This is a genomic window from Prosthecobacter sp. (assembly GCF_049294395.1).
In the GTDB taxonomy this organism is placed as follows: Bacteria; Verrucomicrobiota; Verrucomicrobiia; order Verrucomicrobiales; family Verrucomicrobiaceae; genus Prosthecobacter.
The window spans coordinates 71,201-84,164 of sequence record NZ_JBAQCR010000364.1 but is presented as its reverse complement, the minus strand read 5'-3'; the positions used below and the strand labels follow the sequence as shown (position 1 = coordinate 84,164).

Below are 12,964 nucleotides of genomic sequence, written 5' to 3'. Positions count from 1 at the left end.
GCTTCCCGGTCGTGTGCTGCTGACCCAGGGGAGCACTCGCTAAAGCTCGGCACCCCTGGGCTGTAATACGCAACCCCGTTGGGGTTGGAGAGCCGTTGTGATGATGCGTGTGCAGGCCAGTTGAATCCAACTTAGTGGAGTCGGTCAGTTCTTTTTAGGCTCGGTCTTTTTATCTTCCTTCTCGTCTTTCTCCGGCTTGGTGAGTTCGCGCATGGGATTGGCGGGCTTGTCGTCCTTGTAGAGTTGGAATTTGCTTTTCACCGGGCGGCGTGGCCAGAAGTTGTTTTCGATGTCGGTGTCCACGAGTTCCTGGCGGGGATCGAAGGTGACGGATTTCAGCTCCTTTTTGGTGAAGAGGAGTTTGGCGGCTTTCTCGGTGTTGAAGCGCCAGATTTCTGCGGGGAGCTTGAGCTCTTCGCTGCTGCCGTCGGTATAATCGACTTTCAAGATCACCGGGGTGACGAGGCCGCCGATGTTGCTGAATTCGATGAGGTAGAAATTGTGCTTCGTCTGTAGAAGAGCGGGGTCGATCTTCTCTTCCTTGAGCTCCTTGATGAGGGATTCGAACTTTTTCTTTTCGCTCGGCAGCACGGTGGCTTTGTCATAGCTGTCGTAGAAGTCCTTGAGTTCGGGATAGCGGTCGATGCGCTTGGAGAGCGAGTAGTTGCGCTCACGGGTGAGGGTTTTGGGAAGTTCGTCCTCCTCCTTTTTCTTTTTGGGTTTCTCGATGGCGGGATCACGTGAGTCGAGCTGCAGCCACTTCACTTCATCGATGGAGACATCGACATGATCGGTGCTGTAAAACCAGCCGCGCCAGAACCAGTCGAGATCGACGCCGCTGGCCTCCTCCATGGTGCGGAAGAAATCGGAAGGAGTGGGGCGCTTGAACATCCAGCGCTTCGCATAGGTCTTGAAGGCGTGGTCGAAGGCCTCGCGGCCGAGGATGTGCTCGCGCAGGATGTTCAGCGCCACAGTGGGCTGGCCGTAGGCGTTTGGGCCGAGATCGGCGATGGATTCGGAGTTGGTCATCACCGGCGCGCGATCCTTGAGGCGCATGTAGTCGGTCATGCCGCGTTCGTTGCGGCGGTGCTTCCAGTCATTTTCCCATTCTTCCTCAGTGAGGAATTCGACGAAGGAGTTCAGACCTTCGTCCATCCAAGTCCACTGGCGCTCGTCGCTGTTCACGATCATGGGGAAGTAATTGTGACCGACTTCATGGATCACCACGCCGATGAGGGCATATTTGGTCTTTTCGAGATAGGTGCCGTCTTTCTCAGGGCGCGGGCCATTGAAGCAGATCATCGGGTATTCCATGCCGCCGATGGGACCGTTGACCGACCACGCGACCGAATACGGATACTCGAAGGTGTAGCGTGAATAGACCTGGATCGTGTGCGCGATGGCGTGCGTCGAATACTTGTCCCACAGCGGCATGCCTTCCTTGGGGTAGAGCGACATGGCCATCACGGGCTTGCCTTTTATCTTGGCACCTTCGACGGCCATCGCGTCCCAGATGAATTTGCGTGACGAGGCGAAGGCGAAATCCCGGACATTGTCTGCCTGGAAGATCCAGGTCTTCTTGCCTTTGGGCTTGGATTTTTCCGCAGCTTTGGCCTCGTCCGGTGTGACGATGAAAAGAGGTTTTGTCTTTTCGCTTTCGGCCTGCTTCAGGCGGTCGCGCTGGGTTTTCGTCAAGACGGCGTCTGGATTTTGCAGTGTGCCCGTGGCGGCCACGAGGTGATCGTCTGGCACGATGAGGCGGACGGTGTAGTTGCCGAACTCGAGCGTGAACTCGCCGGTGCCGAGGAACTGCTTGTTGATCCAGCCGGCGTAGTCCGTGTAGGCGGCCATGCGTGGGAACCACTGCGCGATGGTGTAGATGGTGTTGCCGTCCTCCTTGAAGAACTCGTAGCCGGTGCGCGCATTGATGCGTTCGCAGTCGTTGATTGGGTAGCTCCAGGCGATCTTGAAGACGAAGTCGGCTCCTCCGGCCAGGGGTTCGTTCAAGTCGAGGCGCAGCATGGTTTTCACCACGGCATGGGGCAGGGGATTGCCCTTGGCATCGGTGAGCTTGGTGATCTTCATCTCGCCATCGTAGTCTTCGTAGGCCAGCAGGCGGTCGAGCGCGGAATAAGTGATCTTGCTGGGATCAATGCCGCGCTTGGTGTTTGGCACGGCGCGCGAGTCTGCGGTGTGGGAAAGAAAATTCTGATCGAGCTGCACCCACAGGTAGGTCAGGGGATCCGGGGAGGCATTGTGATAGGTCACTGTGGCCTCGCCGGTGATGGTGCGCTTCACGTCGTCGAGTTCGACGCTGATGTCATAGTCAGCGCGGTTTTGCCAGTAGGCAGTTCCGGGAGCGCCGGAAGCATTGCGCTGCGCTGAAGGCGTGGGGATCGTGGGATCAAGCTGCTGAAACTTGCCGACCGGTGCGCCGGACTCAGCGGCGGAAAGAGTGAGGGCGGCGAAAAAGACAGGAATGAGCAGTTTCATGAGAGGGGCGATTCTCCAAATGCCGGAGTCAAAGGCAAGCGCATCCTGCTCAACTGATCTTGCGAGGCGCGGTGAGTTTCTTCCGCTTGCCTTCGTTTCCTGCTTCTGATTGCATCAAACCATGAATCCACCCGCAGACACTCTTTCCCGTCGTGACGCCCTCAAGGCCACCATTGCCTCCGTGGGCCTCAGCGCTCTGGCCTTTGAACCCGTGCGTGCGGCTCCGGCCGCCGCACCGGATGCGCGACGTGGTTCGGTGAAGAAGTACAAGATGCTGAAGTCGATCAATCTGTGGGCCTTTCCGTACCCGGAGCGCATGACGCTGCGTGAGTGCATGCAGCTGGCCAAAGACGCGGGATTTGACGGCATCGAGCTGAACTACGATCTCGACAATGATCTCTCGCCGAAGCATGGGACGGCGGATTATGTGAAGATTCGCAAGATGGCGGACGAGATTGGCATTCAGATCAGCGGGCTGTGCTCGTTCTTGTTCTGGCCGTATCCGCTGACGAGCAATGATCCTGCGAAGCGAGCGCAGGGGATGGAGCTTGCAGGGAAAATCGCCCAATGTGCGCATGATCTGAGCGTGGAGAATGTGCTCGTCGTTCCGGGCGCGGTGCACATTCCGTGGCGCACGGATCACGAGCCGGTTGCGAATGATGTGTGTGATCAGCGTGCGCGCGAGGCCGTGGGGCAGCTGGCGAAGCAGGCGGAGAAGCTGAAGGTCTGCCTCAACATCGAGAACATCTTCTTCAACGGCTACCTGATGACGCCGATGGAGATGAACGCCTTTGTGGACAGCTTTGGCAGCGAGCATGTGCGCGTGCATTTCGACACGGGAAACATCAGCATGTTTCAGTTCCCCGAGCATTGGGCCAAGGTGCTGGGGAAGCGCACGAAGAACGTGCACCTGAAGGAGTTCACCAAAAAGGGCACGGACTTTAGCCTCGAAACCTTCCGCCCGCTGCTGGACGGCACCACGAACTGGCCTGCGGTGACGGATGCACTCGCGGACACTGGTTACGAGGGCTTCCTGACTTTCGAATACTTCCATCCGTATGCCCATTATCCGGAGGCGCTGATCTACCAGACCTCGGATTCGCTGGACCGCATCCTGGGTCGCAAAGCATGAGCTGGGAAACCATCACGCTATTGTTTGTCGCAGGGCTCAGTGCTGGATTCATCGATGCTGTTGCGGGTGGTGGAGGGTTGATTTCTGTGCCGGCATTGCTGTGGGCGGGACTGCCCCCGCAAATGGCGCTGGGGACGAACAAGATGCAGGCCGTGTGGGGCACGCTGATGGCGGTGAGGAAGTATGCGAAGGCGGGATTCGTCTCGTGGCAGCAGGTGCGGCTCACGGTGCTCATCACGTTTGTGGCAGCCTGTCTGGGTACTTGGACGGTGACGCAAGTAAGCAACGAAGTGCTGAGAAAAATCGTGCCCTGGATGCTGCTGGGCATTGCTGTCTATGTGCTGCTCAGTCCGGGGCTGGGGAAAGCGGCGGCAAAGGCTCGGTTGAGACTCGGAGCTTTCGCGTGTCTGGCGGGCAGTGTGCTTGGTTTTTATGACGGCTTTTTTGGTCCTGGCACGGGCACGTTTTGGACGCTGGCCTGCATTTCACTGCTGGGACTGGAACTGACGCGCGCCACGGCTTTCACGAAGGTTGCGAATCTCACCAGCAACATGGCATCCCTGCTGGTCTTCGTGGCCTATGGGCGGGTGAATTATGAAATTGCAGCAGCGATGATCTGCGGGCAGCTCATTGGCGGGCGGTTGGGTGCTGGCATGGCGATTCGTCATGGGGCGCCGTTTATCCGCATCATCTTCATCACCGTGGTGCTGGCGATGGTGGCGAAGTTGTTGTGGGATCAGTTTGGTTGATGGCGCGCAATTCAATGAATCCACCTAAAAGTGCAGGGCGTATTTGCCTGACACTCTCCCATGCCTATGATCGCTGCTCCCATGTCAACCGTTCAAACCACTGCCCAAGGACGTCAGTTTCCCAAATTCGATCTCTCACGCCTGCTCGGCACCGTGTTCAAGCCTACTTTCGGGCGCAAGATCTGCATCCTCATCGACCTGCCAGATCTTGCCGAAGCCAAGGATTACGCCTTTTTGAACAATCCTGAGCGCCCCATCCAGAAGCGCGCACATGAGCATTTTTATCTGGGGCTGAAAAACGGCGTGGCCGAAGAGCTGGCGCTGAAGGGCGGAGAAATGTTTGCCTACACGCAGACCACCGGCAGCAATCTCGATCTGCCTGATCTCTGCGTCGATATGAGCGGCAAAGAGCTGAGCCTCGAGAAGGATGTTTATCCGAACTATGACATCATCCTGTGCATCTCGACCTTCTCCGCGACCGCACCGCTGACGGCGTTTGCGAAGCAGTATGGTTTCCGTGGTGCGACGCTGCATGGCGTGAATGATGTCATCTTGAACTCCGGCCTCGCGGTTGATTACGAAGTGGTGAGCATTGATGCCGAAAAGCTGCGCAAGGCGATGACTCGCGCTGATGCCGTGGAAATCGATTTCACCGTGGAGAACGGACCCGACATGACGGTGCGTCTTGAATTGAGCCGCCAGGAGGCGCAGAAGAGCCACGGCCTCTGCCAAGGGGATGCGCCTGACATCGCGAATCTGCCGGCTGGTGAGGTTTACTTCGTGCCCACGGGTGCGGAAGGAACTTTTCCGCTGAAGTATGAAGACGGCACGCTGGGCAAGCTCACTGTCACGGGCGGGTGCATCATCAAGGCTGAGCTCATTGCGGGCAACCAGAGCACGATTGATGCGCACAATGCCAAGCTGGCGGATGATCCCATGACGGGTGTGCTTGGAGAACTTGGTTTTGGAACCCAGGTGCTGCCGGTTTCGGGCGCAGACATCCAAGATGAAAAGGTGCTTGGCACCTGTCATTTGGCCACGGGGCGTGACGATCATCTGGGCGGGCACATCACACCTGCACAGTTCAAGCTCCATCAAAACGCGACGCATGATGACATTCTCTTCGCGCCCCACAAAACGCCGAATTTTGACATCAAGCAGACACGCATGTTCCGTGATGGCAAGGTCACGGTCTTGAATGAGCACTTCCAGCCGTCGAAGTATTTGTTGGAAGCTTTGGCTGCTGAGTAATCCTGAAGGATGAGCCCCGAGTCCTGATCAAACAAAGGCTGGAAGCCCCTGGCCGTTGTCAGGCTGGAAGCCTGACCTCCATTAAACGTGCATGAACATCTACGAAACGCGTCGCCTGCTCGACGAATACCTGCTCTTTCATTACGGCCAGCCTGCGGAGGTGCTGCCGTGGGAGAGCGGGCCGCGTGAGGCGCTGGGGTTTCCGGTGCGCACGGTGATGGAGCTGATCGATCTGCCGCGCACGCCTTGTGAAGCGGTGGCTCTGGATCTGGGCTGTGCGGTAGGACGATCGAGCTTTGAGCTTGCGAATTTCGGTGTCAGTGTGCTCGGCATTGATTACTCGCAGAGTTTTGTCGATGCAGCGGCGGCGCTGGCCCGTGACGGCAGCATGAGCTACGAGCGAGTGGATGAAGGCAGTGCGAAAACGGCGCTGGTGGCTTACGTGCCGGAGAATCTGCGGCGTGATCGCGTGCGCTTTGAGCAAGGGGATGCGATGAATCTTCGTAGTGATCTTGGAGATTATGACATCGTGCATGCGGCGAATTTGCTGTGCCGGCTGACTGATCCGCTGAAGCTCATTGAGCGTCTGCCGGAGCTGGTGCGTCCAGGTGGTCAACTGCTGCTGACCACGCCTTGCACCTGGCTGGAAGACTTCACACCACGTGGAAACTGGCCGCAGGGATCCACGCGCGAGTGGCTCACATCCCTGCTGGAGCCGCACTTTGATCTCGCCAAGACCTGCGACATGCAGTTTCTGATCCGCGAGCATGCGCGGAAGTATCAGTGGAGCGTGGCGCTGGGAATGAGGTGGCGGCGGAAAGTCGAGGATGCGTGAGTTTGTGAGATTGATTCCCGCCGGCGTTTACGTCTAGGCTGGGTGATCATGAAAAACGCGTTGTTATTTGCCTCCCTCCTTGCCGCCTCTGTGCAGGCGCAGACTCCGAATTTTAAAGAACAGCAGATCGATGATGCTGTGGGCATCGGCTACGGACTCGCAGTGGCGGATGTGAATGGCGACGGGCGCACGGACATCCTGCTGGCGGACAGCCATGTGATCGTCTGGTATGAGAACCCGACGTGGAAGAAGCACATCATCGCTGAAAAACTGACGGAGAAGGATCACGTATGCATCGCGGCGCGTGACATCAATGGCGATGGCAAGTGTGAGATTGCCGTGGGGGCCGGGTGGAACCCGGGCGACACGGTGGGAAGCGGCGCCGTGTTTTACTTGATCCCGCCGGCGGATCGCACGCAGAAATGGGAGCCGGTGCAACTGAAGCATGAGCCGACAACGCACCGCATGAAGTGGGTGCGCAACCGTGCCGGACGCTATGACCTTGTGGTGGTGCCGCTGCATGGCCGTGGCAACGACAAGAATGCTGAAGGCACCGGCGTGCGTGTGCTGGCATATCACATGCCGGATGATCCGCACAAGGAGTGGAACACCACGCTGGTGCAGGGGACGATGCACAAGACGCACAATCTCGACATTATTCCTGCTCCGGGCACGGAGGCTGAAAGTCTGCTGCTGTGTGGACGCGAAGGCGTGGTGCGGCTGGATCAATCTGACAACGGGTGGAAGGAACACTGGATCTCGAAGCATCCGAAAGACTCCACTGATCTCCTTGGGGCGGGTGAAGTTCGATATGGCGCGTTTGCGGGCGGGCAGCCGTATGTCACGACGATTGAGCCGATGCATGGGGACAAGCTGGTGATTTACACACCGAAGCCGGAAGGGCCCAAAAACGGTGAGTGGCAGCGCCATGTGATCTGCGATCAACTCGTCGATGGGCATGCCATCGCCACGCATGATCTGCTCGGCCTGAACAACCGCCAGATCGTCGTCGGCTGGCGTGCGCAGCAGAAGGTTGGCAAGGTGGCGGTGAAGTTGTTCTGGACGACGAAAGAGGATGGCAACGGCTGGCAGGAGGCCTTCATCGATGATGGCGGCATGGCCTGTGAAGATGCTGTTTGCGCTGACTTGGATGGCGATCGCGATTTGGAGATCATCGCTGCGGGCCGTCGCAGCAAGAATATTAAGATTTACTGGAATCAGCGAAACCAGTGAAATTTAAAACCTGCTATGCGCACTAGCTGATCGGTTGCATGGGCGCAGTATGTGCTCCTAGAATTGTGATTGCTATGAGAGTCACTCGTCTTTTCACTTCTGTCGCCTGCGCACTGCTCCTCAGCCAGTGTGCCGTTCCGGAGTTTTCCTTGTTCTCTTCGCGCACTGAAATGGCTCGTCGGCCCATGACAATCATGCCGCCGCTGGCATCCCAGCCGGTCATGTATGTGTGGCATGGCAGCAGCAAGCCTGGCCCGCTGAGTGTGAACATCGATCTCAGCGAACAGAAGGCTTATCTTTTTAAAGGCGGTGAAAACGTTGGCTGGACCTACGTCGCCTCCGGACGCAGTGGTTTTGCTTCTCCCACGGGCACGTTTCGCATCATGGAAAAGATCGTGGACAAGCGTTCGAACCGCTACGGCGTCATTGTGGACAGCAATGGAAATGTGGTGAACAGCAACGCCACTGCGGGTGTTTCACGCATCCCTCCGGGTGGACGTTTCGTGGGTGCCAGGATGCCCTACTGGATGCGCATCACGGGTTATGGAGTCGGGCTGCATGCGGGAGCGATTCCCAATCCTGGATCCCCGGCATCGCACGGGTGCATCCGCCTGCCGCGCGACATGGCCGAGACGATCTACCAGCACGCGCCTGTCGGCGCGCGCGTGACGATCATGCAGTGAGGGTTGGCCAGGCCGTTTACGGTTGTTGCCCGGCGCTGTTAGTTTCTCACTGCTTCGGCCAGGATCTCTTCGAAACGCTGCAGCCATGCCTGCGGACTCGCTTCCCGCAGCAGCCACTGACGCCCTGCGCTGCCAATCACGAGACGCTCCGTGGCAGGTGTGGTCTCCATGGCCAGCACATCCTGAACGATGCCATGAACACTACCCGGCTCATGCTGCAGACCAGTGACGCCATGTTGGACGATCTCGCTCAAACCGCCTGATTTAGCGGCGAGCACCGGTTTGCGATAATCATACGCTTCGTAGACCACAAGGCCGAGAGGCTCCCACCATGTGGAAGGCACGATCACCGCGCGGCAGCGCCGCAGCGCCTCGCGTTTGGTTTCCCCGCCCGTGTGACCGAGCTGGCCGATGTAGGGATTGGTGCGGACGCGCTGCTGCACGGCATCGCTGAGCGGACCTTCGCCGGCGATGTGCAGCAAGGGGGTCTTTTTTCCGAGCTGCGCACGCAATTCGTCCCAGGCATCCAGCAAGGGAATGACGCCTTTGGTTTCGACCAGACGTCCAAGGAAGAGGTAGTAGCCCGCATCCTCCGCCACAGGGGGCTGCGGCATGGCATCCCAGGCATGACGCAGGGTGTGGACCCGTGCCTCAGGCAGTGAACCGGAACTGACCAGCTTCTGCCGCATGAAATCTGAAATGGCGATCCACGCCTTCACACTCTTCAACCAGCCGCTGCGGTGAAGGGCCTTCAGCATGACCGCGAAGAGGGCGCTCTTCACCACCGACCCCTGCCACGCACCCGAGAAAACCTCTTTCCAGTAGCTGCCGTAGAGTGCGTCCTGCACTATCTTGCCGTCCACCTGCAGAGTCCCGCCGACTGAAAAGGGACGATAATTATGCAGATACTGCACCACGGGAAGACGACGCTGCAGAGCGGCATGGTACAACGACGGCGAGCCGACCGGAAAGATGTTGTGAAACAGGGCAACGCCCGCGCCACTGGCATCCAAGGCCGCTTCAAACTGCGCGCGCGATTCTTTGTTGTAGAAGAGCCGCTTTGCCTGCGCGGCAGGTCCTGGAGCAGCTTCGCCTTTCCAGTCCGCGCTGTCGAAAAAGCACCGTGACATGGCATGCTGAGCGCTCAGATGATGGTAGATGCGGTCCACGCTCATCTCTTCGCCGCCAGGGGAAAGGTAGCGGTTGAACACCTGTAAAATGCCCGGTGTCATTGGTGTTCCCTCATTTCGTCGTAGTGTCGTCGCGCCCATTCCTCCAGCACGTATAGCATCCAAACGCGCTGACTCAATGGCCATGCTGCGGTGGATTCCAGGCTGCCGCGGAAATATTTTTCACAAATCTCACTCTTCTGCGCCTCATTCACCCAGCCGCGCTCACGGCAGCGCTGGGAGCCCAGCGTGTCGCGGATGCGCTCCTGCCATTGGGGCAGCCGCATCCATTTCATCAGCGGGAGCGTGAAGGTTTTCTTCTGGCGGTCATCATAAATCTGCGGGGGCAGGAGGCTCCGGAAGGCCTCGCGCAGCACACGTTTGCCGCCCAGTGTGTCCAGTTTGCACTCCGGCGGCAGCCTGCCCGCCAGCGCAAAGATCTCCTTGTCCACCAGTGGCACACGCAATTCCAGCGAGTGAGCCATGCTCATCACGTCATTGTCACGCAGCAGGGTGTTGGCCAGATAGGTCTCCGTTTCACGCAGCAGCAGTTCGTGCAGCCACGAGTCTTGGGACTGCGGTTCGAATACCGGGGAGGATGGCATTTTGAAATCTCCATGCAGAAGTCGTGCCACTTGTTCAGGCGGCATGATCGTGCGTCCAAAGGACTGCCATTCGCGCACGTTGCGTCCGGCACCGCCCAGAGCGTAAAAAAGCATCTTCCATGCCTTATGTCCACGCGCGCCCTGAGGCAGCAGTGAATCCAATCCGCGCACCCAGCTGCCTGCCGCAAGCAGCGGTGACTTCGCCGCCACGGCGATGAGGCGATGGTAATTGTAGCCAGCCCACCACTCGTCGGCACCCAGTCCGCTGAGCGTTACCTTGACCTCTTTGGAAGCCAGCCGTGACACCAGCCAGGTGTTCAGCGCATCGCCCGTCGGCTGGTCCATTTGATCAAAATAGCCGTCCAGACTCGACTCCAGCGAGGCCGCCGTCAGTCGTTCACGGACGAAATCGCAGCCAAAATATTCCGCCGTTCGCCGCGCGGTATCGCTCTCGTCCGGCACCCCCGCGTTTTCTTCGTAGCCGATGGAAAACGCCTTGATGTGCTTCTGGCCTGCCTCACGCATGCAGGCTACCAGGAGGGTTGAATCCAGCCCACCGCTCAAGAAGACGCCCACTGGCACATCGGAGATCATGTGGGCCTTCACGCTTTCCAGCACGCCCTCACGCACCATGCGGCGCTGCTCCACCGGGTCATGTACCCAGGCCTCGCGCCCGGGCCAGGCAGGCTGAAACCAGCGTCTTACCTCGGCCTTGCCACCGCGCCATGTGAGCAGGTGACCCGGGGGCAGGCAGCGCACGTCACCAAACATCGTTTCCGGACTTTGCACCGCGCCCCGCTGAAAATACTGCGCCAGGGCAACGCGAGAAACCTGGCCGCCACCGCCGAGTTTGCGCACGGCACGCAGTTCAGAGCCGTAAACCAGATCTCCGTCTGCGGTGATGCGATAATACAGCGGCTTGATGCCAAAGTGATCCCGCGCCAGCACTAACGATCCCGCTTCCGCATCCCGCCAGGCGATGGCAAACATGCCGCGCAAGCCCGCCAGCACCTTCTCAACTGGCGCACGTTCTAGGAGAGCCCCGAGCACTGCCGTGTCTCCTGAGGATGGCAATTTTATTTCGCCGAGGCCGGCGCGTAGTTCGCGGAAATTGTAAATTTCGCCGTTGAAGGTGAGCGTGAATCTTCCGCCCCCAAACGCCATGGGCTGCCGGCCGTGATCGCTCAAATCCAAAATCGAAAGCCGCTGGAAGCCCATCCACCAGTCCTCACCTTCTGCCTCTGCGCTGTCATCCGGACCGCGATGCACAATCATCTGTAGAGCAAGCCTGCGCAAGGCACGCTCATCTTCACGCCAGGGCGTGTGTGGCAGACGAAACCATCCGAGAAAACCGCACATGAAGATGACGAATGTAGAAAAAGGAGACGGACCCTAGGGGAGGGTCCTGCTCACCATGACATCCTTTTACTGGTTTCAAACAGGAAGCATTTGCACCATCAACATCAGGCATTGTATAAATCTAGCATGAACTTCCGTCCTTCCCGGATCATTCTGGCCATGTGCTGCACGATCGCGCACACTCAACTGGCAGTGGCCGAGGACGCAGCTCCCCGGCCGTGGAAAGACACGCAGGGTCGGATCATCCAAGCCACTCTGGTCAGCAGCAACGCCGACAGCGTCACCTTGAAAATGGCGGATGGCAAAGAGCACCAGCTGCCTCTCACCCGCCTGTGTGCCGAAGATCAGGCCTTTGTGAAGAGTCTGGCTGCGCCAGCTCCATCCACCGCGCAGGGGGCAACTCCTGCCGTGACCGCGCTCTCTTTGAACCGGGTTCCCGTCGAGAAACGCACCTGGCCGGAAAACGTCGTGGTTCCGACGAAGTCCATTGAAATTCAGGTAATTGAGGAGAATGTGGCGGCGCGAAAGTGCGTGTACCGGTCTGAGGGATTTGAATTCACCGCGCAGGCCAAACTCATGCCCAGCGTGATGAAAGAAGTGGCGCGGACTTTTGAGGCCACGAAGACTCTCGTCTCGTCACTACCTTGGGGTGTGGTCTGCCGTCCACCTGAGGGTTTCGAACGCTATCAGGCCGAGCTGTTTGAGACACGGAAGGATTACATCGCCGCCGGTGGGCCTGAAAACTCCGGTGGTGTTTACATGAGCGGGGACAAGATCTTCCGTGTGCCGTTTCCCAGCATCGGCCTCAAGCTTCTGGGCAAGACCTACGCCAAGGACGAGAACTACGACGGGGGCACCCTGATCCATGAGATCACCCATCAGGTGATGGACGCCTACCTGACCTTCCTGCCCGTGTGGGTGAGCGAGGGCACTGCTGAATACACGGAAATGCTGCCCTACAACGCCGGCAAATTCCGCGCTGACGCCCACCAGAAAGGACTGAAAGACCACATTCAGGAGATGCAGAAGCGTGGGTATGCCATCGAGATTGGCAATCTGGAAGAACATCTGAAGATGAACCGTGGCACCTGGTCTGGCATTGCCAACACCACCAATCGCAAGATGGGGGAGCTCTACTTCCGCTCCGTGCTGGCGGTGTACTTCTTCTGCCATCTGGATGGCGACAAGAAAGGCACGCGGTTCATCAAGTTCATGGACGCCGTCTTTGGCGAGACCGAAGCTCTGCGCACCTTTTTCAAAGACCCCCGCGTCAAGCATCTTGAAGGTGGGCGCTTCAGCTACCCGACGAATTTTCCGCCGCCGGACATGAAGTCCGAAACCGCGCCGTTCAAGCATCTGGACCTGCTCCTTGATGGGCGAAGTTATTCACAAATCGCGCAGGAAATGACCGAGGCCTACAAGGCTATCGGGGTCAAAATCTCGGTGAACTGAGCT

10 protein-coding genes are annotated in these 12,964 nt (G+C 58.4%); 7 read left to right on the top strand and 3 right to left on the bottom strand.

The window, feature by feature from the left end:
- Positions 1-144: 144 nt before the first annotated feature.
- Positions 145-2,493 carry a M1 family metallopeptidase gene (locus tag WAW39_RS24745; RefSeq protein WP_422321835.1) on the bottom strand — a complete coding sequence of 783 codons (2,349 nt, stop codon included), beginning with the start codon at positions 2,491-2,493 and terminating at the stop codon, positions 145-147.
- A gap of 121 nt (positions 2,494-2,614) precedes the next feature.
- Between WAW39_RS24745 and WAW39_RS24740 the strand changes: the two genes are divergently transcribed.
- From WAW39_RS24740 to WAW39_RS24715, 6 genes are all read left to right on the top strand, one after another.
- Positions 2,615-3,625: a sugar phosphate isomerase/epimerase family protein gene (locus tag WAW39_RS24740; RefSeq protein WP_422321834.1), complete on the top strand. Its 1,011-nt coding sequence runs from the start codon at positions 2,615-2,617 to the stop codon at positions 3,623-3,625.
- Entirely contained in the window at positions 3,622-4,374 is a 753-nt protein-coding gene (locus WAW39_RS24735; RefSeq protein ID WP_422321833.1) for a TSUP family transporter, read from the top strand. Before WAW39_RS24740 ends, WAW39_RS24735 begins: the two co-directional genes overlap by 4 nt.
- 81 nt (positions 4,375-4,455) lie before the next feature.
- Positions 4,456-5,625, top strand: a complete 1,170-nt coding sequence (locus WAW39_RS24730) for a hypothetical protein (protein ID WP_422321832.1) — start codon at positions 4,456-4,458, stop codon at positions 5,623-5,625.
- Between the two features lie 91 nt (positions 5,626-5,716).
- The gene (locus tag WAW39_RS24725) at positions 5,717-6,460 is read left to right on the top strand and encodes a putative 4-mercaptohistidine N1-methyltransferase (protein WP_422321831.1); all 744 of its coding nucleotides are present in this window, start codon (positions 5,717-5,719) and stop codon (positions 6,458-6,460) included.
- 48 nt (positions 6,461-6,508) lie between these two features.
- Positions 6,509-7,693 (top strand): FG-GAP and VCBS repeat-containing protein, encoded by a 1,185-nt coding sequence (locus WAW39_RS24720; protein ID WP_422321830.1) that lies wholly within the window; start codon positions 6,509-6,511, stop codon positions 7,691-7,693.
- A 185-nt stretch (positions 7,694-7,878) separates the two neighbouring features.
- Positions 7,879-8,376 carry a L,D-transpeptidase gene (locus tag WAW39_RS24715; RefSeq protein WP_422321829.1) on the top strand — a complete coding sequence of 166 codons (498 nt, stop codon included), beginning with the start codon at positions 7,879-7,881 and terminating at the stop codon, positions 8,374-8,376.
- 38 nt (positions 8,377-8,414) lie between these two features.
- Here WAW39_RS24715 and WAW39_RS24710 read toward each other — a convergent pair whose 3' ends face one another.
- Together WAW39_RS24710 and asnB are read right to left on the bottom strand one after the other, a co-directional pair.
- On the bottom strand, positions 8,415-9,608 hold the full coding sequence (locus WAW39_RS24710) for a glycosyltransferase family 4 protein (RefSeq protein ID WP_422321828.1): 1,194 nt from the start codon (positions 9,606-9,608) through the stop codon (positions 8,415-8,417).
- Positions 9,605-11,509, bottom strand: coding sequence for an asparagine synthase (glutamine-hydrolyzing) (asnB, locus tag WAW39_RS24705; protein ID WP_422321827.1), 1,905 nt, complete (start codon positions 11,507-11,509; stop codon positions 9,605-9,607). The genes WAW39_RS24710 and asnB overlap by 4 nt, the downstream gene beginning before the upstream one ends.
- 126 nt (positions 11,510-11,635) lie before the next feature.
- Between asnB and WAW39_RS24700 the strand changes: the two genes are divergently transcribed.
- Positions 11,636-12,961, top strand: coding sequence for a hypothetical protein (locus WAW39_RS24700; protein WP_422321826.1), 1,326 nt, complete (start codon positions 11,636-11,638; stop codon positions 12,959-12,961).
- The last annotated feature ends 3 nt before the right edge of the window (positions 12,962-12,964 follow it).

Coding starts and splice junctions, on each gene's coding strand:
- asnB (WP_422321827.1), bottom strand. CDS start 11,509: ATGTGCGGTTTTCTCGGATGGTTTCGTCTGCCACACACGCCCTGGCGT.
- WAW39_RS24700 (WP_422321826.1), top strand. CDS start 11,636: ATGAACTTCCGTCCTTCCCGGATCATTCTGGCCATGTGCTGCACGATC.
- WAW39_RS24740 (WP_422321834.1), top strand. CDS start 2,615: ATGAATCCACCCGCAGACACTCTTTCCCGTCGTGACGCCCTCAAGGCC.
- WAW39_RS24745 (WP_422321835.1), bottom strand. CDS start 2,493: ATGAAACTGCTCATTCCTGTCTTTTTCGCCGCCCTCACTCTTTCCGCC.
- WAW39_RS24720 (WP_422321830.1), top strand. CDS start 6,509: ATGAAAAACGCGTTGTTATTTGCCTCCCTCCTTGCCGCCTCTGTGCAG.
- WAW39_RS24715 (WP_422321829.1), top strand. CDS start 7,879: ATGACAATCATGCCGCCGCTGGCATCCCAGCCGGTCATGTATGTGTGG.
- WAW39_RS24730 (WP_422321832.1), top strand. CDS start 4,456: ATGTCAACCGTTCAAACCACTGCCCAAGGACGTCAGTTTCCCAAATTC.
- WAW39_RS24725 (WP_422321831.1), top strand. CDS start 5,717: ATGAACATCTACGAAACGCGTCGCCTGCTCGACGAATACCTGCTCTTT.
- WAW39_RS24710 (WP_422321828.1), bottom strand. CDS start 9,608: ATGACACCGGGCATTTTACAGGTGTTCAACCGCTACCTTTCCCCTGGC.
- WAW39_RS24735 (WP_422321833.1), top strand. CDS start 3,622: ATGAGCTGGGAAACCATCACGCTATTGTTTGTCGCAGGGCTCAGTGCT.